At 70.7% G+C, this 25,547-nt stretch carries 26 protein-coding genes, 2 tRNA genes and 1 pseudogene; 14 read left to right on the top strand and 15 right to left on the bottom strand.

All coding sequences use genetic code 11. The features are described from left to right. Positions 1-7: 7 nt before the first annotated feature. The 5 genes and pseudogenes from ACFQU3_RS02185 to ACFQU3_RS02165 all read right to left on the bottom strand — a co-directional run bounded on the left by ACFQU3_RS02185 (position 8) and on the right by ACFQU3_RS02165 (position 3,729). On the bottom strand, positions 8-1,216 hold the full coding sequence (locus ACFQU3_RS02185; RefSeq protein ID WP_385905818.1) for an RtcB family protein: 1,209 nt from the start codon (positions 1,214-1,216) through the stop codon (positions 8-10). Between the two features lie 197 nt (positions 1,217-1,413). Continuing rightward, positions 1,414-1,692 (bottom strand): annotated as a pseudogene (locus ACFQU3_RS02180) (WhiB family transcriptional regulator); the annotation flags it as partial. After that, on the bottom strand, positions 1,689-2,222 hold the full coding sequence (locus tag ACFQU3_RS02175) for an HNH endonuclease (protein WP_385905815.1): 534 nt from the start codon (positions 2,220-2,222) through the stop codon (positions 1,689-1,691). The gene ACFQU3_RS02175 and the pseudogene ACFQU3_RS02180, both read right to left, overlap by 4 nt. 454 nt (positions 2,223-2,676) lie before the next feature. Continuing rightward, positions 2,677-3,192 (bottom strand): DUF3145 domain-containing protein, encoded by a 516-nt coding sequence (locus ACFQU3_RS02170; RefSeq protein WP_385905812.1) that lies wholly within the window; start codon positions 3,190-3,192, stop codon positions 2,677-2,679. A 195-nt stretch (positions 3,193-3,387) separates the two neighbouring features. Further along, positions 3,388-3,729 (bottom strand): bifunctional 3-phenylpropionate/cinnamic acid dioxygenase ferredoxin subunit, encoded by a 342-nt coding sequence (locus ACFQU3_RS02165; protein WP_385905809.1) that lies wholly within the window; start codon positions 3,727-3,729, stop codon positions 3,388-3,390. A 132-nt stretch (positions 3,730-3,861) separates the two neighbouring features. Here ACFQU3_RS02165 and ACFQU3_RS02160 point away from each other — a divergent pair. The 6 genes from ACFQU3_RS02160 (at position 3,862) to ACFQU3_RS02135 (ending at position 9,489) form a co-directional block, all read left to right on the top strand. Further along, positions 3,862-3,938, top strand: a tRNA-Ile gene (locus ACFQU3_RS02160). A 602-nt stretch (positions 3,939-4,540) separates the two neighbouring features. Beyond that, positions 4,541-5,953 (top strand): M23 family metallopeptidase, encoded by a 1,413-nt coding sequence (locus ACFQU3_RS02155; RefSeq protein WP_385905806.1) that lies wholly within the window; start codon positions 4,541-4,543, stop codon positions 5,951-5,953. A gap of 225 nt (positions 5,954-6,178) precedes the next feature. Further along, entirely contained in the window at positions 6,179-6,907 is a 729-nt protein-coding gene (locus ACFQU3_RS02150) for an amino acid ABC transporter ATP-binding protein (protein ID WP_385906590.1), read from the top strand. Between the two features lie 65 nt (positions 6,908-6,972). Further along, complete coding sequence (locus ACFQU3_RS02145; protein ID WP_385905804.1) at positions 6,973-7,809, top strand: glutamate ABC transporter substrate-binding protein; 837 nt, start codon at positions 6,973-6,975, stop codon at positions 7,807-7,809. Between the two features lie 88 nt (positions 7,810-7,897). Then, complete coding sequence (locus ACFQU3_RS02140) at positions 7,898-8,575, top strand: amino acid ABC transporter permease (RefSeq protein ID WP_385905801.1); 678 nt, start codon at positions 7,898-7,900, stop codon at positions 8,573-8,575. After that, positions 8,572-9,489, top strand: a complete 918-nt coding sequence (locus ACFQU3_RS02135) for an amino acid ABC transporter permease (RefSeq protein WP_385905797.1) — start codon at positions 8,572-8,574, stop codon at positions 9,487-9,489. Before ACFQU3_RS02140 ends, ACFQU3_RS02135 begins: the two co-directional genes overlap by 4 nt. Positions 9,490-9,554: 65 nt before the next feature. On the opposite strand, the gene ACFQU3_RS02130 is transcribed toward ACFQU3_RS02135, so the two are convergent. The 4 genes from ACFQU3_RS02130 to ACFQU3_RS02115 form a co-directional block, all read right to left on the bottom strand. Next, a tRNA-Asn gene (locus ACFQU3_RS02130) sits at positions 9,555-9,627 on the bottom strand. Between the two features lie 106 nt (positions 9,628-9,733). Next, positions 9,734-10,252 (bottom strand): hypothetical protein, encoded by a 519-nt coding sequence (locus ACFQU3_RS02125; RefSeq protein WP_385905794.1) that lies wholly within the window; start codon positions 10,250-10,252, stop codon positions 9,734-9,736. Continuing rightward, positions 10,252-12,177 (bottom strand): DNA primase, encoded by a 1,926-nt coding sequence (gene dnaG, locus ACFQU3_RS02120; protein ID WP_385905791.1) that lies wholly within the window; start codon positions 12,175-12,177, stop codon positions 10,252-10,254. Before dnaG ends, ACFQU3_RS02125 begins: the two co-directional genes overlap by 1 nt. Before the next feature lie 51 nt (positions 12,178-12,228). Continuing rightward, positions 12,229-13,458 (bottom strand): deoxyguanosinetriphosphate triphosphohydrolase, encoded by a 1,230-nt coding sequence (locus ACFQU3_RS02115; RefSeq protein WP_385905788.1) that lies wholly within the window; start codon positions 13,456-13,458, stop codon positions 12,229-12,231. A 160-nt stretch (positions 13,459-13,618) separates the two neighbouring features. On the opposite strand from ACFQU3_RS02115, the gene ACFQU3_RS02110 reads away from it, so the two are divergent. Beyond that, positions 13,619-13,750, top strand: coding sequence for a hypothetical protein (locus ACFQU3_RS02110; protein ID WP_385905785.1), 132 nt, complete (start codon positions 13,619-13,621; stop codon positions 13,748-13,750). 69 nt (positions 13,751-13,819) lie between these two features. Here the strand turns inward: ACFQU3_RS02110 and ACFQU3_RS02105 are convergent, their stop codons facing one another. After that, positions 13,820-14,458: a YdeI family protein gene (locus tag ACFQU3_RS02105; RefSeq protein ID WP_385905782.1), complete on the bottom strand. Its 639-nt coding sequence runs from the start codon at positions 14,456-14,458 to the stop codon at positions 13,820-13,822. 70 nt (positions 14,459-14,528) lie between these two features. Here ACFQU3_RS02105 and ACFQU3_RS02100 point away from each other — a divergent pair, with 70 nt between their 5' ends. Next, positions 14,529-15,233 (top strand): hypothetical protein, encoded by a 705-nt coding sequence (locus ACFQU3_RS02100; RefSeq protein WP_385905780.1) that lies wholly within the window; start codon positions 14,529-14,531, stop codon positions 15,231-15,233. 3 nt (positions 15,234-15,236) lie between these two features. Here the strand turns inward: ACFQU3_RS02100 and dusB are convergent, their stop codons facing one another. Both dusB and ACFQU3_RS02090 read right to left on the bottom strand, forming a co-directional pair. After that, a complete protein-coding gene (gene dusB / locus ACFQU3_RS02095; protein WP_385906587.1) occupies positions 15,237-16,475 on the bottom strand; it encodes a tRNA dihydrouridine synthase DusB in 1,239 nt (412 codons plus the stop codon). Positions 16,476-16,505: 30 nt separating this feature from the next. Continuing rightward, a complete protein-coding gene (locus ACFQU3_RS02090; RefSeq protein ID WP_385905777.1) occupies positions 16,506-17,234 on the bottom strand; it encodes an alpha/beta fold hydrolase in 729 nt (242 codons plus the stop codon). Positions 17,235-17,259: 25 nt separating this feature from the next. Between ACFQU3_RS02090 and ACFQU3_RS02085 the strand changes: the two genes are divergently transcribed. Beyond that, positions 17,260-18,090, top strand: a complete 831-nt coding sequence (locus ACFQU3_RS02085; protein ID WP_385905774.1) for a sulfurtransferase — start codon at positions 17,260-17,262, stop codon at positions 18,088-18,090. 57 nt (positions 18,091-18,147) lie between these two features. Here the strand turns inward: ACFQU3_RS02085 and ACFQU3_RS02080 are convergent, their stop codons facing one another. From ACFQU3_RS02080 to ACFQU3_RS02070, 3 genes are all read right to left on the bottom strand, one after another. Continuing rightward, positions 18,148-18,711 (bottom strand): HEAT repeat domain-containing protein, encoded by a 564-nt coding sequence (locus ACFQU3_RS02080; RefSeq protein ID WP_385905771.1) that lies wholly within the window; start codon positions 18,709-18,711, stop codon positions 18,148-18,150. Positions 18,712-18,796: 85 nt separating this feature from the next. Then, the gene (locus ACFQU3_RS02075) at positions 18,797-20,008 is read right to left on the bottom strand and encodes a S1 family peptidase (protein ID WP_385905768.1); all 1,212 of its coding nucleotides are present in this window, start codon (positions 20,006-20,008) and stop codon (positions 18,797-18,799) included. 283 nt (positions 20,009-20,291) lie between these two features. Next, positions 20,292-21,686, bottom strand: coding sequence for a glycine--tRNA ligase (locus ACFQU3_RS02070; RefSeq protein WP_385905765.1), 1,395 nt, complete (start codon positions 21,684-21,686; stop codon positions 20,292-20,294). Between the two features lie 78 nt (positions 21,687-21,764). Here ACFQU3_RS02070 and ACFQU3_RS02065 point away from each other — a divergent pair, with 78 nt between their 5' ends. From ACFQU3_RS02065 to ACFQU3_RS02045, 5 genes are all read left to right on the top strand, one after another. Then, entirely contained in the window at positions 21,765-22,055 is a 291-nt protein-coding gene (locus ACFQU3_RS02065) for a DUF6703 family protein (RefSeq protein ID WP_385905762.1), read from the top strand. Between the two features lie 67 nt (positions 22,056-22,122). Continuing rightward, complete coding sequence (locus ACFQU3_RS02060) at positions 22,123-23,088, top strand: metal ABC transporter substrate-binding protein (RefSeq protein ID WP_385905759.1); 966 nt, start codon at positions 22,123-22,125, stop codon at positions 23,086-23,088. Beyond that, positions 23,085-23,927, top strand: coding sequence for a metal ABC transporter ATP-binding protein (locus ACFQU3_RS02055; protein WP_385905756.1), 843 nt, complete (start codon positions 23,085-23,087; stop codon positions 23,925-23,927). Before ACFQU3_RS02060 ends, ACFQU3_RS02055 begins: the two co-directional genes overlap by 4 nt. Next, on the top strand, positions 23,924-24,952 hold the full coding sequence (locus ACFQU3_RS02050; RefSeq protein WP_385905753.1) for a metal ABC transporter permease: 1,029 nt from the start codon (positions 23,924-23,926) through the stop codon (positions 24,950-24,952). The genes ACFQU3_RS02055 and ACFQU3_RS02050 overlap by 4 nt, the downstream gene beginning before the upstream one ends. Next, a complete protein-coding gene (locus tag ACFQU3_RS02045) occupies positions 24,949-25,404 on the top strand; it encodes a Fur family transcriptional regulator (RefSeq protein ID WP_385905749.1) in 456 nt (151 codons plus the stop codon). Before ACFQU3_RS02050 ends, ACFQU3_RS02045 begins: the two co-directional genes overlap by 4 nt. The last annotated feature ends 143 nt before the right edge of the window (positions 25,405-25,547 follow it).

The following is a 25,547-nucleotide window of genomic DNA, read 5'->3' as shown; positions in this document are numbered from 1 at the left end:
AGCCCGCCTAGCCCTTGATGCAGAGCAAGGTCCTGAGCCGCGCGACGACCTCGACGAGCGGGCTCGGCCCTGACGCCTGGGCCGCGATGACCGACTCGAGATCCTTGTAGGCGGACGGGATCTCGTCGATGACACCGGCGTCCTTGCGGCACTCGACCCCTGCGGTCTGCGCCCGCAGGTCCTCGACCGTGAACTGCCGCTTGGCCGCGTTGCGCGACATCCGGCGACCCGCACCATGGCTCGCCGAGCAGTACGACGTCTCGTTGCCCAGGCCACGCACGACGTACGAGCCCGTCCCCATCGAGCCCGGGATGAGACCGAGGTCGCCGACACCCGCCCGGATCGCGCCCTTGCGCGTCACGACGACTTCCACGCCCTCGTAGGTCTCCTCGGCCACGTAGTTGTGGTGGCAGCGCACCGGCTCGTCGAACACGACGTGCGGGAAGTGGCGGACGACCACCTCGCGCGTCGTCGCCATCAGCACCTCACGGTTGAGCGCCGCGTAGTCCTGGGCCCAGTAGAGGTCGTGGAGGTACGCCGTCATCTCGTCGGTGCCCGACAGGAAGACGGCCAGGTCACGATCGGGCAGCCCGAGGTTGTGCTCGAGCGTCCGCGCCGTGGCGATGTGCCGCTCGGCGAGCTCCTTGCCGATGTTGCGCGAACCCGAGTGCAGCATCAGCCAGATCCGACCGACGTCGTCCTCGCAGAGCTCCCAGAAGTGGTTCCCCCCGCCCAGCGAGCCGCACTGTGCCAGCGCCCGTCCCTCACGGTCGGCGACCTTCGGTGCCCGCAGCTCGGCGAAGCGACCCATCAACCGGTCGAAGCGGGTCGCCAGCCCCGCGTCGCGCCGGAGCACCGGAGCCGTGCCGTCGTTGGCGTTCCAGCCGACGGGCACGACCGCCTCGATCGCCGACCGCAGCGGCCCCAGGTCGGTGGGGAGGTCCTCGGCCGTGAGGTTGGTGCGGACGCCGGTCATCCCGCAACCGATGTCGACGCCGACGGCTGCGGGCGAGACCGCGTCGCGCATCGCGATGACCGAGCCGACCGTCGCTCCCTTGCCGAGGTGGACGTCGGGCATGACCCGGACGCCCTGGACCCACGGCAGCCGGCTGATGGTGCGCAGCTGCTCGAGGGCGGCGTGCTCGACCTGGGCCGGGTCGGCCCACATCAGGGTCTGGGCCTGCGCGCCCGGGAGCGCGACAGGGAACGTGGTCATGGTGCTCATCCTTTCGTGAGGTCGGGCGCGTGCCCGGCCATGTCCCGATGACGGTTCCGGGACGTTCGGTGATGGTCCTATGCTGGTGGCGTCGACGTCGCTCAGGCGATGCGCGCCGTGTCGTGCGATGACGGGCGGACGTTGCCCGGCAGCTCCGTCGTGGGCCGGCCGCCGGCGAGCAGCTCACCGCCCCAGACACCCCACTCGCGCCGGTCACGCGCGACCGAGAGGCAGGCAGCGGCGAGAGGACAGGTGCTGCACACGAGCTTGGCCTGCTCCGCGTCCGGCTCGGTCGCCGGCCAGAACAGTTCCGGGTCCTCGGCGGCGCACGAGGGCACGGCCTCGCCCAGGTCGAAGGGGTGCTCCGAGGCAGCACGGAAGGTCCAGGCTTCGAGGCCCTGCCCCCCTCGTGGCGACGGTCGGAGCGCCACCTGTCCGATGGTGCGGCTGCGAAGGTTCGTGCGGGTCCTGGTCATCGTGTGTGCTCCTTCCGGGATCGGGTCGTACGGGGGTGGATCGGTGACGCCGCGAGCACCGCGGCGGCGCGCGGCGGCGTTCGCGCGAAGTGCAGCTGGGCCCGCGTCGGGACGTACGGAGTCCAGCGAAGCGGCATCGCGGCCTCGTCGGGCTTTCGGTCGCCCTTGCGGGCGTTGCACGGTTCGCAGGCCGCGACCGCATTGACCCACGACGTCGCGCCGCCTCGCGAGCGTGGGAGCACGTGGTCCATCGTCGTGGCGGCGAAACGGCCGCAGTAGGCGCACTGACCCCGGTCACGGAGCAGGACGCCCTCGCGCGAGTAGGTGGCGCGGGTGCGCGAGTAGAGCCACCTCTGCTCGACGTAGCGCACGAGCCGCACGACGATCGGCACCTGGTACGGGCCGAACCACTCCGTCGCGTGGACCTCCACCGGGGTGGCGACACCGCGCCAGATCATCCCGACCGCGTGCCGCACGGAGACGCGGTGCAGCAGCGTCTCGTCGGCGTTCCACACCTCGACCTGCGTCACGCCGCACACCTCCTCTCGGTCTCGTGAGTCTGACCCTGCTCGGGGAACAACAGAAGAGCCGCCGACCGGGACATCCCGGTGGCGGCTCGGTCACGAGAGCGGATCAGGTTCGTCGCAGCTCGGCGAGGTCGCGGGGGGATGGCCGTCGGTCGGCCCAGGGGTTTCGGACGGGGCGCTCAGCCGTGAACGGGCACGCCACATCCACGAGGCACGGGTAGCGCTTCGTCTTGGGGGTGGATCCCGTGGTCATGGCTGGTCCTTCGGGGGCGGGTGCACGCTCGAACAGGACGGCTGAAGGCCGCCCCGACGAGAATGGCACGTCGTGGTAGGTCCGGCCCAGTCGTTTTCCGTCGTGCGGCCGGGCAGGCACGACGAGGGCCCGGGAGCACGAACCGCCCGGGCCCTCATCGCCCCGCCCGCCGCGCTGGAGGACGCGGTTGGAGCTGTCGGCTGGTCAGCCGACCTTGTGCAGCCAGCGGACCGGGGCTCCGTCGCCGGCATAGCGGAAGGCCTCGAGTTCGTCGTCCCACGGGACGCCGAGGAGCAGGTCCATCTCGTCCTGCAGCGCCTCGGCGTCACCCCGCGTGCGCACGATGGCCTCGCGGAGGCGGTCCTCCGGCACGACGGCGTCGCCCGACGCGGATGTCATGGCGTGGTGGATGCCGAGTCGCGGTGTGTACGACCACCGTGAGCCGTCGCAGCCCGGCGAGGGGTCCTCGGTGACCTCGTAACGCAGGCCGTCCCAGCCGCGCAGGGCACTGGCGATCTCCGCTCCGGTGCCGGGTGCGCCGGTCCAGGACAGCTCGGTGCGTACATGCCGGGGCGCGGCGGGCTGCGGCATCCAGTCGAGCGTCACCCGCTGGTCGAGGACGGCCTCGATGGCCCACGTGATGTGCGGGCACAACGCGGTAGGGGCGCCGTGTACGAACAGGACCCCACGTGTCATGGTGCGCGGCATCGCGACAGACATCCGAACCTCCTGAAGTTGCAGGGACGTCTTCCCCAACGCCTGCCACTTCTCGAGCTCCGGTGGTCTGACCCGGTCATGCTGAACAAGCATGCGCGGCGACGCGCACCTGCCCATTGTGCACCATGGGACACACGTGCACCAGCAGTCTCGGTGACCGATATGTCCGGTTGCGGCGCGGCCTACGGCGGCGTCCGCTCAGGCGCTCCGCTCCACCCCGGGGAACAGGTAGACGTCGTCGCCGCGGACCTCGACCTTGTGGGTCCTGACCGGCTTCGTCGCCGGCAGGCACATCGGCTGGCCGTCAGCGAGGCAGAAACGCGTCGCGTGGAGCGGGCACTCGACCTCGCCGGCCTCGATCCAGCCGTCGGCCAGGGAGGCGTCCTCGTGCGAACACGTGTCGTCGAGCGCGTAGTAGGAGCCGTCGTCGTCGCGGAAGAGCGAGATCGGCTCATCCGTCGCCGTGACGTCGGTGTCGAGCAGGAGGGCCTCGCCCGGCTCGACGTCGCCGACCGCCGCCACGCGGATGCCGTCGCTCATTCTTCGTCCTCACGTGCTGCGGGTGGATCGTCCTCCGCGAGCCTAGAGGGTGGCCAGGAGGTGGCGACGTGCACCCCGGGCGCCTCGCTAGACTCCGAGCGACCTCACGCCGACCTCGGTCGGCTGGGTCCCGGGGCAGTAGCTCAGCCGGTCAGAGCAGCGGACTCATAATCCGTCGGTCCAGGGTTCAAGCCCCTGCTGCCCCACCAACAGCCCCACCAACAGCCCCACCAACAGCCCACCAACAGCAGCTGTCCGCCACGTCGCCTGACTGATGACCGCCGCAGTGGCCGCCGCCCGGGGAGACGGATCGGGGTGGGTCCCGCCGACTCCCCCGGCAGAACCCACCCCGTCACTCCCCCACCCGGTCCCCCCGACCGGTTCCTGCTCCCGACCCTTCCCCCACGGTTCGGCCGGCCCTCCCCCTCGACGCCAACTCTGCCGGGCACATTGCAAGATGAACACCCGTGAACCAGAGGGGTTTCCGCAAGACTTCTGCAAGAGGCCGAGAGGATCCGTCGCCGGCGCCCTTGGCAGGGCACCGAGTCCGCGGCGGTCCGGGACGTCCCTCAGGGAGGTCGAGTCCGCGTACTGGACGTCCAGAGTTCGGACATTGACCACATCCACCACATGCGCCACAGTTTCACGACCGTTTTTGGCCGGAACCGCCCCTGACCCAGCGAGCCGACCTATGGTTGTCGAGACCGGGCGGCCGGAGCGAGGGGTCCAGCCGACACTCCGGTTGCGGCGGATTCGTCCGCCCGGAAGTGTCGACAGGGACAACGTTCTGCCTCCAGGGGGTGGCCTACAGGTGCGTGACGCTGAAGAGCGCAACGGTCCGCTCGTCCTGAACATCAGGATGAGCGGACGTCTCGTGCCGTTCGCCACGATGCTGATGCTGTTCGCCCTGCTGCCCTTCCTCGGTGGCAGCACTCCGCAGACTCCTCGCGCATCCGTGCTGCTCGCCGCCGGGTCCCCCGCAGTGCAGAGCGCCGTCGACGCCGTCGGCGAGGCCCGCAACATCCTCTCGGAGTCAACGGTGAACGGGGCTCAGCCTGCAGCGGCTCCGGCGCTGTCGGCGTTCTCGAGCGCCATCGGTGGCGGCCTCTTCATGTTCCCGGCCATCAGCCTGGCTCCTGCGACCGCCGGGGCCATTGCTGCACCGCTCGTTCACAAGCCGCTCTTCATCCACCCCGTCCCCGGCGGGGAGACGTCGAGCTTCGGCCCACGGATGCACCCGGTCCTCGGGCGTCCCATGTTCCACACCGGCATCGACCTCGCCGCGAGCTGCGGCACGCCGATCCGCGCGGCCGCAGCAGGCACCGTCATCTACGCCCGGGTCTCCAACTCGTGGGGTGGGCGCACGATCATCCAGCACAGCCCCACTCTCAAGACCGCCTACGGTCACCAGTCCAAGTTCCTCGTCACCGAGGGACAGGTCGTCGAGCAGGGCCAGGTCATCGGCCTGGTCGGCACGACCGGCTGGTCGACGGGGTGCCACCTGCACTTCGACGTCATCGTCAACGACCGCTACGTCGACCCCGCCCCGTACCTCGGTTTCCCGCCGTCGGCCACGGCCTCCGTGCCGTATGCCGTCGTCCCGCACCTCGTGTACGACGAGGGCGGTCGCGTGGTCCGCACCGTGGAGGACGGCGACGTGCCGATCCCCGATGCGACCGAGACCCCCTCCACTCCGGGCGGCACGCCGACGACGACGCCGAGCACCACGCCCACGACGTCCCGACCGACCCCGACGCGTACCACCACGAGCCCGACCACGAGCCCCACGACGAGCCCGACCACGAGCCCCACGACGAGCCCGACCACGAGCCCGACCACGAGCAGCCCGACGACCACGACGACCGCGCCGACGACGCCGAGCACGACGACCACCACGACGACCGCCGACCCGCCGACGACCACGACGAGCGCGCCGCCGGAGACGACGGCCGACGACCCGACGACGACGGAGCCGGTGGCTCCGGCCCCGGCAGAGAGCTCCGAGCCCACGGCCACGGCCACGGCCACCGCCACGGCCACCGCCACGGCGACCAAGGTGCTCAAGAGGGCTACCGAGGTGGCGACCGCCACCCAGTCGGCGACGAGCGAAGCGACACAGGCGCCGGTGGAGAAGAGCTCCAGCGAACCCTCGAGCGAACCCTCGAGCGAACCCTCGAGCGAGCCGACGGGCTCGTCGACGGCCGCAGCCGAGGGCGGCGCCTGACCGACCGGCCGATCGGAGCCGTTGACCCCCTCCTATCCGCCCGGTTTGCCCGTCCTCGTCGTCCTCTTCGGTCGCGGGCGGCGTCCGTTGTCCTCACGATTCGGGCACCATCGGCGCGCTTGGATGCCGAGCAGCCGCGTGAGCCGATAGGTTTCGCGAATGGACGACGTGAAAACCGACACCGCGGCGACGAGCGACCGGACCCCCGCCACGCCTCGTGACCCGATGGTTGTCATCGAGGGCGTCAACAAGCACTTCGGTGACCTGCACGTGCTGCGCGACATCAACCTCACCGTCGGCAAGGGCGAGGTCGTCGTCGTCCTCGGTCCGTCGGGCTCAGGCAAGTCGACGCTGTGCCGTGCCATCAACCGGCTCGAGACCATCGAAGCCGGCACGATCAGCATCGACGGCAAGACGTTGCCCGAGGAGGGCAAGCCGCTGGCCCAGCTGCGCGCCGACGTCGGCATGGTGTTCCAGTCGTTCAACCTCTTCGCGCACAAGACGATTCGTGACAACGTGACGCTCGGGCCGATGAAGGTCCGCAAGAAGTCCAAGGCCGACGCCGACAAGCTGGCCACCGACCTGCTCAAGCGTGTGGGGGTGGAGGCCCAGGCCGAGAAGTATCCTGCGCAGCTCTCGGGTGGCCAGCAGCAGCGCGTCGCCATCGCACGCTCGCTCGCCATGGGTCCCAAGGTCATGCTCTTCGACGAGCCGACCTCGGCCCTCGACCCCGAGATGGTCAACGAGGTCCTCGACGTCATGGTCGGTCTCGCCAAGGAGGGCATGACGATGATCGTCGTCACCCACGAGATGGGCTTCGCCCGCAAGGCCGCCGACCGCGTCGTCTTCATGGCCGACGGCCAGATCGTCGAGGTCGACACGCCTCAGGAGTTCTTCACCAACCCCAGGAGCGAGCGCGCCAAGGACTTCCTCGGCAAGATCCTCACCCACTGAACCACCGACGACAGGGAGCGGCGCGCACCCCGCGCGTCGTGAGCAACCACCAGGGAGGAACCCAGATGAAGGCACGACGACTCGGAGCCGTTGCGGCGGCCGCGACGCTGGCGCTCACGCTCGCCGCGTGCGGCTCCGGCGGGGGCGGGGGCGCAGGCGCCGGCGGCGATGGCGGTCTCAAGATCGGCATCAAGTTCGACCAGCCCGGCCTCAGCCTCAAGAAGGGCAACGAGTACGCCGGCATGGACGTCGACGTCGCCAAGTACGTCGCCAAGGAGCTCGGCACGGCCGAGGACAAGATCACGTGGGTCCAGGCTCCCAGCGCCCAGCGCGAGACGCTGATCTCCACCGGCCAGGTGAACTTCATCGTCGCGACGTACTCCATCACCGACGCCCGCAAGGAGAAGGTCAGCTTCGCCGGACCGTACTTCGTCGCCGGCCAGGACCTGCTCGTGCGCGCCGACGACACGTCCATCACCGGTCCCGAGAGCCTCAACGGCAAGAAGCTCTGCTCGGTCAAGGGCTCGACGTCAGCGCAGAAGGTCAAGGACAAGTTCGCGCAGACCGTGCAGCTCCAGGAGTTCGCCACCTACTCCGAGTGCCTGCCGGCCCTCGCCACCGGTGGCGTCGACGCCCTGACGACCGACGACGCGATCCTGGCAGGCTTCGCCGCCCAGGCCGAGAACAAGGGCAAGTTCAAGCTCGTCGGCAAGCCGTTCTCCGAGGAGAACTACGGCATCGGTCTCAAGAAGGGCGACACGGCTCTCTGCCAGAAGATCACCGACGCCATCAAGAAGATGCAGAGCGACGGCTCGCTCGACAAGGCCATCCAGGACAACCTCGGGCCCGCCAACTACAAGCCCGGCGCGGGCAACCCGCCCACCCCGGCGGCCTGCTCCTGATCAACCCAGCCGGCACGTGGGCCGTGCGGTCACAAAGGAGTGACCGCACGACCCGCGCCGGTGCGACTCTCCTGCGGAAAGGGGCGTAGTGCTCGACATCTTCGAGAAGTACGCGATCTTCGGTGCCTTCTGGATGACCATCAAGCTCACCTTCTTCTCCGCCATCGGAGCGTTGGTGCTCGGGACGATCCTCGCCGTGATGCGCGTGTCGCCGGTCGCCGTCCTGCGCCGGCTCGGGACGTTCTACGTCAACACGGTGCGCAACACCCCGTTGACCCTGATCCTCGTCTTCTGCTCGCTCGGCGTGCTGTACATCCTGCAGATCAACCTCGCCGACCCGGGATCACCGACGTCGATCATCGACAACAACATCCGGTGGGCCATCGTCGGTCTCGCCGTCTACCACGCGGCGTTCGTCTGCGAGGCGCTGCGAAGCGGCGTGAACACGGTGCCGGTGGGACAGGCGGAGGCAGCCCGTTCGATCGGTCTGACGTTCGCGCAGAGCCTTCGCGAGGTGATCCTGCCCCAGGCCTTCCGAGGCGCCATCGCACCCCTCGGTTCGGTCCTCATCGCGCTGACGAAGAACACCACCGTCGCCTCGGTCATCGGCGTCGCGGAGGCCTCACTGCTCATGAGCGAGATCTTCGAGAACGAGACGGCGAGCGTCTCTGTCTTCCTCGTCTTCGCTCTCGGGTTCGTCGTCCTCACCCTCCCGGTGGGCATGTTCTTCACGTCCATGTCGCGCCGCCTGGCGGTGAAGCGATGAGCGCCCAGACCGTTCTCTTCGACGCCCCCGGCCCCCGGGCGGCCCGTCGCCACGCGATCCTGACCGTCTTCGGGTTCATCCTCGCCGCGCTCACGATCGGCCTCGTGCTCTGGAAGTTCCAGGCGCAGGGTCAGCTCCAGGCCTCCATGTGGACCTCGCTGTTCACCGCCGACGTGTGGACGGCATACCTCATCCCAGGCCTCATCAACACGCTCAAGGCGGCGGCGATCTCGATCGTCCTCGCCATGGCGTTCGGTCTCGTCTTCGGCATGGGCCGACTGTCGCACCTTCGTGCGATCCGTTGGGTGTGCAGCGTCGTCGTGGAGTTCTTCAGGGCCGTCCCGGTCCTGCTGATGATGTACTTCACGTACTTCTACTACTCCAACAACGGCGTCTTCACCAACGAGATCAACCCCCTCGCCGCGGTGGTCACCGGCCTGACGCTCTACAACGGCTCGGTCATCGCCGAGCTCGTCCGCTCCGGCGTCTACGGCCTTCCCAAGGGCCAGTCCGAGGCGGGGCTCTCCATCGGGCTCACGCAGGGCCAGACCCTGCGCCTGATCCAGCTGCCGCAGGCGCTGACGGCCATGCTGCCCGCTCTCGTCGGCCAGCTCGTCGTCATCCTCAAGGACAGCGCACTCGGCACCGCGGTTCTCTACCCGGAGCTGCTTCAGGCGGCCAAGGACCTCGGCACCGGCTACAGCAACACGATCCCCGCCTACATCTTCGTCGCGGTGATCTTCATCCTGCTCAACTACGCGCTGACCGTGCTCGCCGGTCGGGTCGAACGGCGGCTCAACCGCCGTGGCCGCGGACCGCGCAAGATCGCACCGACCGCCGGCGGAGTCATCCCCGAGGCGGAGATTGCCGTGGACCGAACCCAGGTCGGCATGGGCGGCGACTCCAAGGCCTGATGCCAACCACCTGTAGTACGACGAAGGCCCCGACACCGCGGTGTCGGGGCCTTCGTGCTCGTGGGCTCCCCCGATTGGACTCGAACCAATAACCTGCCGGTTAACAGCCGGCTGCTCTGCCAATTGAGCTACAGGGGAATGCTGCTGGGAAACCATAGCAAAGCAACTGTCGCGACACTAAATCGGGGTTCGCGAGGTCGCCACGGAGGCTCCTGGCCGTGTCCGACACTCCCACGGAGGAGGCTCAGAGGCCGACTTCGGAGCGCAGCCGGGCCAGCCGCTTGACCGCCTCACGGGCAACCTGAGGGTCGCTCAGGTCGACGCCCTTGCCCGGGATGGTCTGCTCGAGAAGGGTGCCCGTGGCGAGGTCCTGGCGGATGACGACACGCACGGTGCGACGGTTGGCGGTGCGGAACTCGTCGGCGAGCACGACGCTCGCCTGGAGCCGCTCTCTCAGCGCCTGTTGGAGCAGGGAGGGCGCCGTCAGGCGCCACTGAGCCGGGGCCCCGCGGTCGACCCACGTGACCGTGAGAAGGGACGACTCGCCCTGCCACGTGCCCGACTCGGCCTCGTGCCACGGACGGCGCCAGACGAGAGTCTCGTCGGCCCCGACGAAGACGAGGTGGTGGGTCGTCGCGACGACGTGACCGCCGGTCTGCTCGTCACGGCCCCAGGCGAGCACCTGCTCCGCACCGTGGAGCGGCACCGTGGCGCGGACCGCCCCGGGCAGGGCTGGTCGACGCCGCTTCTCGAAGAGCGGCATCAGCCCATGCCTGCCTTGATCGCGGCGAGCTCACGTTGGAGCGTCTGGAGCCGTATCCCGAGCTCCCGCGTGCGCTCGGGCGCCGGGGTCTCGGCGTGGTCGAGTCGTCGCATCTCGCTCATGGCGTCGGCGATCTGGCGCGTCAGGCCGATCGTGCGTACGCGGTCGAAGAGCTCGTCGACGTAGCGCGCCGTCGGCAGGCCGGTCGAGGGGTCCATCCGGGTCGGCAGGGTGTCGACGGCGAGCTCGCTGACCAGCCCGGCCACCGGAGTCGGCGCGGCCTCGGTGACCGCGGACGTCCAGGCTCGGACGTTGCCTCTGTCGCCGGCGGCGTGGGCGATGCGGATGCCGTCGAAGACGGCCCGGTGGGCCGGGGCCGAGAAGGAGTCCGGCTTCAGCAGGTCGATGGCGTCAGGCTTGAAGACGGTGGGGAACTGGAGCAGCACCTGCAGCAGCTGACGTTCGGCGAGCACGACGGGGTCGCGCCGGTCCGGCACCGGCAGGCCGCCTGCGGCCTCGTCCGCGCTCGGCTCGACGACGTCGTCACGGCCGCCGCGGTCGGCACCGTGCCGGGCCGCATCGTCGACCTTGATCTTGCCGGCGCGGGACACCTCGGTCGCGACCTGCTCGACGTCGAGCCCTAGCATGCCCGAGACCTCCCGTGTGTACTCCGGCTGCAGTGACCGGTCGCGGATCGAGGCGACGATGGGGGCGACCGCGCGCACCGCCTGGATGCGGCCCTCGGCCGTCGCTAGGTCGAAGCGCTTGATCGTCGTGCGCACCGCGAACTCGAACATCGGCACGGCGTCCTCGATGAGTGCCTGGACCGCCGGGTCTCCCCCGGCCTGCCGCAGCTCGCACGGGTCCTTGCCCGACTTCTCTACCGCGACGAACGACTGCGAGGTCCACTTCTCGTCGTCGGCGAACGCCCGCATCGCCGCCTTCTGGCCGGCCGCGTCGCCGTCGAACGTGAAGATGACCTTGGCGGGTGCGAGCCCCGCCTCGTCGCGCATGAGCCGGCGCAGGATCTTGATGTGCTCGGAGCCGAAGGCCGTGCCGCACGTGGCGACGGCGGTCTCGATGCCGGCGAGGTGGCAGGCCATCACGTCGGTGTACCCCTCGACGATGACGGCCTCGCGCCCCTGCGAGATCTTCTTCTTGGCGAGATCGAGGCCGTAGAGCACCGTGGACTTCTTGTAGATCGGCGTCTCGGAGGTGTTGAGGTACTTCGCCTCGATGCGGTCGTCGTCGAAGATGCGGCGGGCACCGAAGCCGACCGTGTCGCCCGTGATGTCACGGATCGGCCAGACGAGCCGCCCGCGAAACCGGTCGTAGAGGCCGCGGGCGCCGCGCCCCGCGAGTCCGCCGGTGACGAGCTCGTCGTCGGTGAAGCCCTTCGCGCGCAGGTGCCGGACGAGGTCCTCTCCGCCGCGCGGCGCGAAGCCGATGCCGAACTGCTTGACGTGGGAGCCGTTGAAGTCGCGCGCGCGCAGGAAGTCGCGTGCCTGACGGGCACCCTGGCTGTTCAGGAGCAGGTCGGTGTAGTACTCCTCCGCGACGCGGTGCGCCTCGACGAGCCGGCTGCGACGACCGAGCCCTTCCTCGCGGGGACGGCTGCCGTCCTCGTAGCGCAGCTCCATGCCGAGCTTCTGCGCGAGCCGTTCGACGGCTTCGGAGAAGGTCAGGTGGTCGACCTTCTGCACGAACGAGATGACGTCGCCGCCCTCACCGCACCCGAAGCAGTGCCAGGCGCCGACGGCGGGACGGATGTTGAACGACGGGGACTTCTCGTCGTGGAAGGGGCACAGTCCCTTGAGCGAGCCCGGGCCGGCGGAGCGCAGCGTCACGTGCTCACGCACGACGTCCTCGATGGACGACCGCGCCTTGACCGCTGCGATGTCCTCGCTGTTGATCAGCCCCGCCATCTGCCTCCTGTCGCTGCTCGCGATTCTAGGTCGTCACCGCCCGGTCCCCCGTCACCGGCACCACTCCCTGTGGAGGGCGAGGGCGCGCACGTCGGTCAGCGAGGCGACCTGGTCGACGACGACGCGGAGGCGATCCGCGTCGTCGACGGCCGCGGCGTGGTCGATGCGGAAGGCCACGTCGAGCCGCTCCTCGGGCCGGGCGGCATACGCCTCCACGAGCGCGCGCACGACGTCGCGCTGCTCCGACATCACCGTGAGCCGTTCGTCGGTCGTCATGACGAAGTGGTTGGCGATGGCCTTGAGGACCGTGCACTCGGCGCGCGTCTCGTCGGGGACGACGAGGTCGGCCTCGAAGCGGCAGAGCTGCCCCGGGCCGTGCCGTTCGCGCGTGGCCCGCTCGACCACGTTCACGAAGTGCCCGATGAGCCGGCTGGTCATGTCCTTGAGCCGGGCGAGGTCGCTGCGCGAGCCGTCGTATGCCGTGGGGACCGCCCCCGAGGCGATGATGCGTTCCAGCGCGGCGCCGAGCGCGTCGGGGCCGAGGTCGGGCGCGTAGCCGCGTCCGGCGGCGGCAATGACGTGGGCCAGGTCGCGCGAGTGCAGAACTCGGGGGTCGATCCAGCCGGAGGCGATGGCGTCCTCGACGTCGTGCACCGAGTAGGCCACGTCGTCGGACCAGTCCATGACCTCGGCCTCGAGGCACCGGTCGCGTGGTTTCGCGCCCTCGCGAATCCAGTCGAAGACGGGAAGGTCCGAGGGGTAGACCCCGAACTTCGGCGTCTCGTAGGGGCCGTCTCCGCGCGCCCACGGGTACTTGGTCGCCGCGTCGAGGCTCGCTCGGGTCAGGTTCAGTCCTGCCGGGGTGCCGTCGGCGTGGGATCGCTTGGCCTCGAGGCGGGTGAGCAACCGGAGTGTCTGGGCGTTGCCCTCGAATCCCCCGATGCCCGAAGCGATCTCGTCGAGAGCCGTCTCACCGTTGTGGCCGAACGGCGGGTGACCGAGGTCGTGGGACAGACAGGCTGTGTCGACGAGGTCGGCGTTGCAGCCGAGGGCCGCTCCGAACTCGCGGCCGATCTGCGCGACCTCGAGCGAGTGGGTCAGCCGGTTGCGGACGAAGTCGTCGTGGCCGGGGGCGAGCACCTGTGTCTTGGCGGCGAGCCGGCGCAGCGCCGACGAGTGGACGACTCGCGCGCGGTCACGGGCGAAGTCGTCGCGGTCGCCACGCTTCTGGGCAGGGTCCTCCGCGACCCACCGCTCCCGGTCCCGACCCTCGTAGCCCACACCGGAACTCTATGTGGCGCCCGGAAGCGCAGCGTGGTGCCGCACCCGGTCGCGACCCGCACATCGAACGTGGCCCCGAGAAACCCCGGCGCGACCCCGTGGCGGCAGGGCGCATACTGAGCCATGGAGCCGTCCAGGCTTCCAACGCGAGGAGCTCGCCATGGGCGACAAGTCACCGAAGTCCCACATGTCCACGAAGGCCAAGTCGCTCAAGGAGAAGCGGGCCGACAAGCACGCCAAGGCCGCCGCCAAGGACCACATCGAGATCATTCCGCCCAAGGGCAAGCGCTGACGGGGTCGTGACGGCCTCGGCGCCGGGATGCCGGTCCGGGCCGCCGGGCCGCGGCGGCTCGGAGCCCGGTCAGCCGAGCTCGTCACGCATGCGGCGCACCCATGCGGGCTCGGTGCCGTATCGCTGGCCCTTGACGAGGCGTAGGTTGGCGCAGTCGTCGATGAGCTCGGCCATGCGCTTCTCCCGCGTCGCCTCCTGTTTGGCGGTGACGACCCAGTTGGTGACGACCTTTCGGTACGACGGCGTGGCACCGTCCCAGAAGGCCGCTGCACGAGGGTTGGCCCGCAGGCGGGCCTCGTACTCGTCGGGCCAGGTCCGGTCGCGGTTCTCGTAGGCGTAGATGCCGGAGCGGTCCTCGCGCCGCTTCTCGAAGGCAGCGAGCCCGGCCGGGTGCATGCGCCCGGCGGCCGTCAGCTCGGCGACGGCGTTGATGTTGATGGTGCTCCAGTTGCTGCCGGGCTTGCGGGGCGTCCACCGCTGGCGCACGGCGTCCTCGTCGATGCGCTGGGCGACGGAGTCGATCCAGCCGAAGCACAGGGCCTCGCGGATGGCCTCGGCCCACTGCAGCCCTCGCGGCTCGACGTGCTTCTTGTTGATGCCCATCCAGAGCTCGGTCGCGGTGTCGTGGTTGGCCTCGAGCCAGGCCCTGAAGTCCTCGGCGTCGTCGAAGAACGTCGCCGGCCGCTCGGCCGATCCACCCTGTCGCATGTCCCGAATCCTGCCATCCGGCGGCGACACAACCCACCGGTCGTGGCGCGGGTGCTGCGAGGATCGGCGCGTGACCGACCGCATCACCCTCGCCGCCCGCAACAACGCCCTGTGGTGCGACGTCGTGGCGCGCTCGCACGGCATCTCGACGACGACCGACGCCGACGTCTGGGCGGCGTCGACCCGCACGCCGCCCTACTACCCGGACGCCGTGACGCTCTCCCCCACGGTCGGCGAGTACGACGTGCTCGCCAGGGTCGACGACTCCGACGGCTGCTCGGTCAAGGACTCGTGGGCGCGCCTCGACCTGTCGCTCGAGGACTTCGCCCGGATCGTCGTCGGCGAGTGGGTGTGGCTGGACCCGTCGGCGCCCGTGCGCCGGACCGGCGGACCCGCCTGGGGTCGGGTGACCACGCCCGCGGGCATGGCGGCCTGGGTGCGGGCCTGGGCCGGTGACCCGGATGCCCAGGACGTGCTGCGTGCGACGCTGCTCGACGAGCCGGGCGTGCACGTGCTCGCCGCCCGGCCGGCTGACGACCCCGACGCGCCGGTCGTCGCGGGAGCTGTCGTCCACGTCACGGGCGAGGTGGCGGGCATCGGCAACGTCTTCACCCGGGCCGGTGACGACGACGGTGCATGGGCGGCAGCCGCGGCAGCCGCCCGTGAGGTCGTCGGCGGCATACCGCTGGTCGGGTGGGAGGCCGGGGCGAGCCTCGACGCGGCCGTGGCGGCGGGGTGCGAGCGGCTCGGGCCGCTCAGCGTCTGGCTGAAGTGAGCGTCAGCCGCCGCTGACCGACAGCTCGGCCTCGGCGATGGTGCGGCGGTGCTCCTCCGACAGCTCGCGCGACTCGAGCCACCGGTCCGGCAGCGCCACGTGGCGCGACGAGCCGGCCCGGCCGCGCTGGCCCTCGGCCGCCTCGCCGGGCCAGGGCGCGTCGGGGTCGAGCGTGGCGAGCAGGGCGTCGAGGGCCGCCACCGAGTCGACGAGGGCGAGCGAGTTGCGGATGGTCGACCCGGCCGGGAACCCCTTGAGGTACCAGGCGATGTGCTTGCGGATGTCGCGGCAGGCCCGCTCCTCCTCGCCGTAGAAGTCGCAGAGGTATGCCGTGTGCGTGCGCAGCGTGTCGGCGACCTCCCCGAGGGTCGGCGTGACCCGCGCCGAGGCGCCGGTGAAGGCAGCGGCGAGGTCGGTGAAGAGCCATGGGCGTCCGAGGCAGCCACGGCCGACCACGACGCCGTCGCAGCCGGTCTCACGTACCATCCGGACGGCGTCCTCAGCCGACCAGATGTCACCGTTGCCGAGCACGGGGACCGTGGTGACCGTCTCCTTGAGCAGCTTGATCGCGGCCCAGTCGGCCGTGCCGGAGTAGGCCTGAGCTGCGGTGCGACCGTGCAGTGCGACAGCGGCGACGCCCTCGGCCTCGGCCGTGAGTCCGGCATCGAGGAAGGTCAGGTGGTCGTCGTCGATGCCCTTGCGCATCTTGACGGTGACCGGCACGTCACGCTTGCCGCCCTCCTCGACGACCGCCCCGACGATGGCCTTGAAGAGGTCCTTCTTCCACGGCAGGGCCGACCCGCCGCCCTTGCGCGTCACCTTCGGCACCGGGCAGCCGAAGTTGAGGTCGATGTGGTCGGCGCGGTCCTCCGTGACGAGCATCCGGGCCGCGGCCCGCGCGGTGGCGGGGTCGACGCTGTAGAGCTGGATCGAGCGAGGGTTCTCGTCCGGGTCGTGCTCGATGAGCCGCATGGACTCGGGGGTGCGCTCGACGAGGGCGCGCGAGGTGATCATCTCGCTGACGTAGAGGCTCGTGGCCCCGCTCGCACGGTCGCGCGCCGCGGTCTCGACGCCCTCGTTGCCGTACTCACGGCACAGGCGGCGGAAGGCGCGGTTCGTGATGCCGGCCATCGGCGCGAGCACGACGGGCGACTCGATGACGTGGCGACCGATCCGCAGCGGGGGCAGCACTGCGCCCGCCACACCCGCCGCGTCTGCGGCAGACCCGGTCGCAGGAGTCATCACATCGGTCACGCGCCCGATTCTCCCCGATCAGGCGCGTGGGGCCGAATCGGTGACGCGGCGGGCGAAGCGCAGCAGGGCCCGGGCGAAGGCCTCGGGCTGGTCGAGGTTGGACAGGTGGCCGGCCCTGCGGACGATCTCGGCGCGGGCGGTCGGGCAGGCTCGCAGGAAGGCGCGCGTGCCGACCCGGAACTGGTCGAACTGGCCGTTGAGCAGGAGCACCGGGCACCCGACGCGCGCGAGCATGGACGGCCGGCAGTGCGTCATGACCTCGCGCCACGCGGCAGGAGTCGGGGCGAAGTAGTAGCCGCCCGCGATGACGGGTTCGATGCGCTCGGCCGGGTAGAGCCGGTGCAGCACGCGGTCGTTGACGCGAGTCATGCGCTCCGGGCCGAGCCTGTTGGTCAGGGCCGCGACGCCGCGGTAGACGGCCGCCCCGGGACCGGTGGGGGTGGCGCTCGCCCCGGCCAGGACGAGTCCGGCCAGCGTGTCGGGGTGGGCGGCGGCATACGCCATCGCGGCGTAGCCGCCGAGCGAGTGCCCGACGAGCACGACGGGAGTCCCCGACGGGACGGCGCCCACCGCATCCCGGATGACCTCGACGCAGCGCGCGAGCGTGAACACCTCGCCGGCACGTGCGCCGTGGCCGGGCAGGTCGGCGAGCGTGAGGTCGACCTCGTCGCGCAGCAGCGGCACCTGCGGGGCCCACTGCGTGCTCGACAGGCGCGAGCCGTGGACGAGGACCAGGTGAGCACGCACAGGGCGAGGATGCCACGATGGCCCGGTGACCCACCTGATCACCGCCGCGCAGCTCGCCCACGAGATCGAGGAGGTCGTCGTCCTCGACGTCCGCTGGGCACTGACGACCGCGAACACCCCCGCCGGACGCGAGGACTACGACGCCGGCCACGTGCCGGGTGCGTTCTTCGTCGACCTCGACCGGGAGCTGGCCGCACCGGCGGGCGAGGGCGGTCGGCACCCGCTCCCGGACCCCGCCGTGGTCGAGGCCTTGCTGCGCCGGGCCGGCATCACGGAGCACAGCCGCGTCGTCGTCTACGATGCCAAGGAGTCGTATGCCGCGGCGCGGGCCTGGTGGGTGCTGCGCTGGGTCGGCGTCAGCGACGTCCGTGTCCTCGACGGCGGGTATGCGGCGTGGGTGTCCGCGGGACTGCCGATCTCGACCGAGGAGCCGCTCGACCGGCACGGCGACATCGTCGTGCGGGCCGGGCAGCTGCCGACGCTCGACGCCACCGCGGCTGCCGCGCTCGCCCGCGACGGTGTCCTGCTCGACGCGCGAGCCGTGGAGCGCTACGCCGGCGAGACCGAGCCGATCGATCCCGTGCCCGGCCACGTTCCGGGCGCGGTGAACAGCCCGACGACCGAGTGGGTCACGGCCGACGGAACCTTCCGGCGCGATCTCGCCGAGCACTGGGCGCAGGTGCGTGCGGGACGCGAGGGACCGGTCGGTGTCTACTGCGGCTCCGGCGTCACGGCCGCGCACCACGTGCTGGCGCTGGCCGAGCTGGGCGTCGACGCGGTGCTCTACCCGGGCTCGTGGAGCGAGTGGATCCGTGACCCCCGGCGCCCCGTCGCGACAGGGCGCACGCCCGGCTGAGCCGTCGGCGGCTGGGTCGTGGTGCGCTCCGGCCGTGTCGGGCAGCGTGGAGGTGACTCAGAGCCGGCGGTCGAGGCGCCGCTCCAAGGTGCGCAGGGCGCGCTCGGCGGCGCTCCGCACCGACTCCTCGGCGTCGTGAAATGCGTCATGCAGAGCGGGGGCGTGCTCGGCCTCGCCGACGGCGCCGAGCACTCGCGCGGCCGCAGCCCGTACGCGGGGCAGGCCGTCCTGGACGACCAGGGCTGCACAGCGTTCACCGGCCGCGCCCACCTCCCAGCGTGCCGCGACCTTGGCGCACATCTCCCGCACCCGCCATGCCGGATCATCCAGTCCCGCAACGACATCCGTACTGCATGCGTCGTCCCACACGTAGAGCAGGGTGCGCGCCGCCCAGACCCTCGACCAGTAGATCGTGTCGTCGTCGAGGTGGTCGGGCGACCCCCAGCCGTCCACAGCCGCTCCGCCGACCCAGTGCGCGTCCGGGAGGTCCGGGGCACCCCAGGCCACCCGGCCGACGATCAGGTCGGCGCACCAGGCGGTCAGGACGTCGTCGCCCAGGGCGCCGGCTGCCGCGCGCGCCCGGTCAGCCGGCGTGCCACGGAGCACCTTGTCGTCGACCATCCCGGCAGTATGTCGCCGACTCGGGCCGAGCAGGCAGCGGCGGGCGGGGCGCATCCGCCCCGCCCGCAGCCGGTCGAGGAGACCTTCAGGAGGTCTTGAGGGTCAGGCCGTACGCCGAGACGATCTCGCCGACGGGCTGGAAGTAGGCGACGTTGGGCTGGCCGACCTTCTGACCGCAGACCGCGTTGGGACCGTAGCCGGCGCCGCCGCTCGTGACGCCCTGCGCCGTCGTGCTCGCCATCCACGAGCCACCGGAGTCGCCTCCCTCGGTGCAGGTGTTGCTCTGCGTCAGGCCCCCGACGGTGCTGTAGGTGCCGTCGCCGTTGGTGTAGTTGACGGTGACGTTCTTGGCTTGGACCGAACCACACGTCCAGCCCGTCGTGCGACCGGACTTGCAGACGGCCGTGCCGACGGGGGCGTTCGAGTAGCCCGTGACACGTCGCGCGTTGACGCCGTCGTAGAGGTCAACCGCGCCGATGCCGGTCCAGCTCGGCGTCAGCGAGGAGTACGCGTAGTCGTTGCCCGGGAAGGAGTAGGCCTGCGTCGTGCCGAGCGTCGTGCCGTTCTTGCGGAAGGTCTGGTAGCCCTCGCCGCAGTGACCGGCGGTGATGAAGACCTGCGAGCCACCGCGCGTGGCGTTGAAGCCGAGCGAGCACACGTAGCCGCTGAACTCGATCTGCTGACCGCCGTACACGTTCGCCTGAGTCGTCGTCCGGGCGTTCGTGCCCTTGACCAGGATGCCGTCCAGGCCGGCGACCTCCGCGCGGACCTCCGAGACTCGCGCGGTGGGAACGGTCAGGACGACCTGGTTCGTCACCGGGTCGGCGTACGACGAGACGACGCCCGAGCCGGCGCGGGCACGCGCGGAACGCTCGCTCGAGACCAGCTCCGCGGTCGAGCGCTCGACGACCTTGGCGGTGGCCCCGGCAGCACGCACCGTCCGGGCGGAGGCGATGTCCACGACGTTGACGACGAGCGCGCCCGACTCCGCGTCGATGTAGGAGCCGGCAGCGCGGGCCCCGAGCGACCGCTCGAGCGACGTCGCCATGCGGGCCTGACCCTCCTGGGCGGCGACGCGCTCACGCGCCTCGGCCAGCGAGATCCCTCGATCCGAGGCGAGCCAGTGGGCTGACATCTCGGCGACGGACAGACCCGCGTCGGTGGACGCGGCAGGCTGCGGTGACAGGGCCTCGGCTGCGAGGGTCGAGGCCTGGGCCGGCATCGCGGCGATCGCGGCGGTGATCGCCGTGGCGATCGCCGCCGTGGCGGCCAGGGTGGTGAGACTGGTTCGGGTCATGGGCGCGGTTCTCTCCTGGTTCGGGCTCGGCGGCCGCCGTCCGGTCGCTGACGACGAACCTACGAAAGGTCGCTCCAGACCGGTTCAAGCACCCCCTCCCGTTTGGTCTCGGGTTTGGTCAAGAGAGGCCCTTGAGTCCACGGACATCGTCAGATGCGCGGGCTGAAGCTGCGAGGGGTCTTGGGGAGTGCGAGGATCCGCGCGCGTGCGCGAGCCGGGTCAGCCGCGGATGCACGGATGCCGCCCGCCCGGGGGCGAACGGCATCCGTGCTGGAGGCAGCCCTCAGCAGCCGACGAGGCGCTGTGCGAGCCAGCCCTCGACCTTCTCGAGCGAGATCCGCTCCTGCGCCATCGAGTCGCGCTCGCGGATCGTCACGGCGTGGTCCTCGAGCGTGTCGAAGTCGACCGTGATGCAGAACGGCGTGCCGATCTCGTCCTGGCGGCGGTAACGCTTGCCGATGGCCCCCGCGTCGTCGAAGTCGATGTTCCAGTGGCGGCGCAGCGTGGCGGCCAGGTCGCGCGCCTTGGGCGACAGATCGGCGTTGCGCGAAAGCGGCAGCACGGCGGCCTTGACCGGCGAGAGGCGCGGGTCGAGGCGCAGGACGACACGCTTGTCGACGCCGCCCTTGGTGTTGGGCGCCTCGTCCTCGGCGTACGCGTCGACGAGGAAGGTCATGAGCGAGCGGGACAGGCCGGCTGCGGGCTCGATGACGTAGGGCGTGTACTTCTCCCCCGTCGTCTGGTCGAAGTAGACGAGGTCGGTGCCCGAGTGCTTCGAGTGCGTGCCGAGGTCGAAGTCGGTGCGGTTCGCGATGCCCTCCAGCTCACCCCACTCGGAGCCGGCGAACCTGAAGCGGTACTCGATGTCGACGGTGCGCGTCGAGTAGTGCGAGAGCTTGTCCTTCGGGTGCTCGAAGTGACGCAGGTTGTCGGGGTTGATGCCGAGGTCGACGTACCAGCGGGTGCGCTCGTCGATCCAGTACTGGTGCCACTCCTCGTCGTCACCCGGCTTGACGAAGAACTCCATCTCCATCTGCTCGAACTCGCGTGTGCGGAAGATGAAGTTGCCCGGCGTGATCTCGTTGCGGAAGCTCTTGCCGGTCTGCGCGATGCCGAACGGCGGCTTCCTGCGCGAGGCCTGCATGACGTTGTTGAAGTTGACGAAGATGCCCTGGGCGGTCTCGGGGCGCAGGTAGTGCAGGCCGGACTCGTCCTCGATGACGCCGAGGTAGGTCTTGAGCATCATCTGGAAGTCGCGCGGCTCGGTCCACTGGCCCTTGGTGCCGCAGTCGGGGCACACGATGTCGGACATCGGGATCGAGTCGGGGTCCTCGATGCCCTTCTTCTCCGCGAGCGCCTCCTGGAGATGGTCCTGGCGACGGCGCTTGTGGCAGTTGAGGCACTCCACGAGCGGGTCGGTGAACGTGCCGACGTGGCCCGAGGCGACCCACGTCTCGCGCGGCAGGATGATCGAGGAGTCGAGGCCGACGACGTCGTCGCGGCTCGTCACCATCGACTTCCACCACTGGCGGCGGATGTTCTCCTTGAGCTCGACACCGAGGGGGCCGTAGTCCCACGCAGACCGGGTGCCTCCGTAGATCTCACCACTGGGGAAGACGAAGCCCCTGCGCTTGCAGAGGCTGACGACGGTGTCCACGGTGGATGTCTGCTTGGCCATGCGGGACAGGTTATCGGGCTCGTGGGGTCCGGTTGCCGCGCGTCCGGTGTACGCCGTCGCGTCCCCTAGGCTCGTCGGGTGGCCCTGAGCTTCCGTTCCCGTCTCGAGCACGCGTCGTACCCCTGGGTCGAGCGGCTCAACGCCGTGCCGCGCCCGGTCGCCGTCGGTGTCCTCGTCGTGCTGCTCGCCGTGGGCGTGCTCGCGCCACGCCCGTGGGCGGGGATCGCCTTCCTCGTCGTGGCGGCGTTCGTCGGCTGGCTGCTGTTCCTCACGTGGCAGCGGCTCACGCTGCCGGAGCGGCTCCTGCGTGCCGCCGTGCTCGTGTTGGCCCTCGCGGTCGCGGTCGTGCGGATCGTCCCGGCCGGCTGAGACCTGTTCAGGCCTTCGGCGAGAACGGTTTTGACAATCATTCTCATCTTGCAGGAGAATGGTCGGCATGACCCCCCACGCCCTCCGCCGCCTCGCGCCCGCGCTCGCCACCGCGACCGCCCTCGTCCTCACCGCCACGGCGTGCGGGAGCTCGTCGGGAGCCGCGTCGGGTGCGCCCTCGGCGAAGGGCGGCGCGGTCGTGACGTCCTTCTACCCCATCCAGTTCGCGACGCAGCAGATCACCGGCGGCACGCTCCCGGTCAGCGTCCTGACGAAGCCCGGCGCCGAGCCGCACGACCTCGAGCTCGCCCCCCAGGACATCGCCTCGATGACCTCGGCCCGCCTCGTCGTCTACGCCGACGGGTTCCAGCCGGCAGTGGACGAGGCGATGGCGGAGGTCGACCCGGCCTCGGTGCTCGACGTCGCCGACGCCGCACAGCTGACTCTCACCGCGACCGAGGAAGGCCACGAGGGCGAGTCCGCGGAGGAGCACGACGCCCACGACCACGGCGGCAACGACCCACACTTCTGGCTGGACCCCCAGCGCTACGCGGCGGTCGCCAAGGCCATCGGCACCCGGCTGGCGACGGACGACCCGGCCAACGCCGCGGCATACCAGAAGAACACCGCGGCGTTCGTCGCCAAGCTCACGACGCTCGACGGCGAGCTCAAGACCGGCCTCGCGTCGTGCCGCTCGAAGGTGCTCGTGACGAGCCACGCCGCGTTCGGCTACCTCGCCCAGCGTTACGGCCTCGAGCAGCACGGCATCACCGGCATCTCGCCCGAGGCCGAGCCGAGCGCCGCCGGCCTCAAGCAGATCTCCGACCTCGTGCGCAGCAAGGGCGTCGGGACGATCTACCAGGAGACGCTCGTCGAGCCCCACTTCGCGCAGACCGTCGCGGGTACCACGGGGGCGAAGGTCGCCACGCTGGACCCGCTCGAGGGCATCACGGGCGAGTCGGCCGGCAAGGACTACTTTGAGGTCATGCGAAGCAACCTCACCGCGCTGCAGAAGGGCCTGGACTGCTCGTGACAGCCGGCACGGCACCCGCCGCGGCGGCGTCGGCGGACGTCGCCATCGACCTGCGCGACGCCGCTTTCGGCTACGGCGAGCGGGCCGTGCTGAGCGATGCGAACCTGACCATCCGGCGCGGCGAGATCGTGGCCGTCGTCGGGCCGAACGGGTCCGGCAAGTCCACGCTCATGAAGGGCATCCTCGGGCTCAACGAGCGCGTCGCCGGCAGCGTGACCCTCTTCGGGGTGCCGAGCCATGAGCTGCGCGACCGCGCTCGCCTGGGCTACGTGCCTCAGCGGCACACCCTCTCGGCATCGGTGCGCGCCACGGCCGAGGAGATCGTCTCGACGGGCCGGCTCCCCCGGATCGGCTGGCTCGGCCGCCTTCGCGGCACCGACCGGCAGATCGTCGCCAGGGCGCTCGACCTCGTCGGCCTCGCCGACCGCGCCGCCACCGAGGTCAGCACCCTCTCGGGCGGCCAGCAGCGCCGGGTGCTCATCGCCCGCGCCCTCGCAGGTCAGCCCGACGTGCTCATCATGGACGAACCGACCGCGGGGGTCGACGCGACGAACCAGCACGTGCTCGCCGACGTGCTCGCCCGGCTCGTCGAGCAGGACGTCACCATGGTCATCGTCACGCACGAGCTCGGAGCTCTCGAGCGCCTGCTCACGCGCATCGTCGTCGTCGACGCAGGGCGCATCCGCTTCGACGGGACACCGCGGGAGTACGCCGGCGCGCGCGCCACCGTCCACCACGACCACGACAGCCACCACCACGACCTCGAGCTCGACACCGACCGCGCGTTGCTGGCCCGCGGACCGCTCGACGTCACCCGCACCGATGGGAAGCGACCGTGAGCGACCTGCTCTCCGTGGACTTCATGCAGCGAGCGCTCATCGCGGCGCTGCTCGTCGGCACCGTCGCCCCTATGGTCGGCATCTTCCTCGTGCAGCGCCGGCTCTCGCTCATCGGCGACGGCATGGGCCACGTCGCCCTCGCCGGCGTCGCCCTCGGCCTCGTCACCGGCGCGGCGCCCGTGCTGACGGCGCTGGTCGCGGCCGTCATCGCAGCGGTCGTCATCGAGCTGCTGCGCACCCGCGGCCGCACCAACGGCGACGTCGCCCTCGCCGTCATCTTCTACGGCGGCATCGCCGGTGGCGTCGTCATCATCAGCAAGTCGCCCGAGGGCACGCCGGCCAACCTCATGAAGTACCTCTTCGGGTCGATCCTGACGACCCAGCGCGGCGACCTCTACGTCTTCGCCGGCCTTGCGGTCCTCATCGCGGTGACGACCTGGGCGCTGCGCCCCAGGCTCTTCGCGGTCGCCAACGACGAGGAGTACGCGCGTGCGGTCGGCATCCCGGTGCTGCCGCTCAACATCGTTCTCGCGGTCCTCACGGCGACGACCGTCGTCGTCGCGATGCGGGTCGTCGGGTTGTTGCTCATCAGCGCGCTCATGATCGTGCCCAACGCGGCGAGCCAGCTCATCGCGAGGTCGTTCAGCAGCGGGCTGCGGTGGGCCATCGCCTTCGGCCTCGTCTCCTCCGTCGGCGGCGTCGCGCTGTCCTACCCGCTCAACACGCCTTCCGGAGGCACGATCGTCCTTCTCGCCGTCGGGCTCTTCGTCGTGACGGCCGTCGTCACGGGCATCATGTCCAGGCTCGGCGGACGGCGGCACGCGGTCACCGAGACCCACCCGCACGAGCACGGGGTCGAGTGCGGACACCTGGCCGTCACCCACGGCGACCACGTCGACTACCTGCACGACGGTCACCTCCACGCCGCGCACGAGGGCCACTACGACGAGCACGGCGGGCCGCACGACCACGCGCCCGACACCACCACGGCCACGACCGCCTCGACGAGAGGAACGAGACCATGACGCCCGAAGCGAGCAGCGTGAAGAGCGCCAACGGCACGAGCAACGGCGGGCCGGGCGGGTCGCGCAAGCCGACGCGCCAGCAGGCCGCCGTCGCGGAGCTTCTCGAGCGGTCCGACGACTTCACGTCGGCCCAGACCGTCCACGCGCGGCTTCGCGACGCCGGGGCCGGCGTCGGGCTGGCCACGGTCTACCGGACCCTCCAGTCGATGGTCGAGGCCGGCACGGTGGACGTCCTGCGCACCGACGACGGCGAGGCCGTCTACCGCGCGTGCTCGACGCACCATCACCACCACCTCGTGTGCCGAGCATGCGGTCGCACCGTCGAGGTGGAGGGCCCTGCAGTCGAGAAGTGGGCCGACAAGGTCGCGAGCGACCACGGCTTCACGGGCGTGACCCACACGCTCGAGATCTTCGGGACCTGCGCCGACTGCGCGGCAGCACAGGACGCCTGACCGGGCGCCGACGCCACCGGCACGGTTCGACGCCACCCGCACACCGGTGGCTCGGCGCCGGGAGGGTGGCTCGGTGCCGACGTGGCGGCGTCGTCCACACCTCCTCACGGTGGATCGACCCTCTCCACAGGTCCGACTCCGCG

The organism is Terrabacter sp. GCM10028922 (assembly GCF_042666095.1).
Taxonomy (GTDB): Bacteria; Actinomycetota; Actinomycetes; order Actinomycetales; family Dermatophilaceae; genus Terrabacter.
Note: the sequence above shows the minus strand (reverse complement) of the source record. Positions and strands in the feature narration are given on the sequence as shown.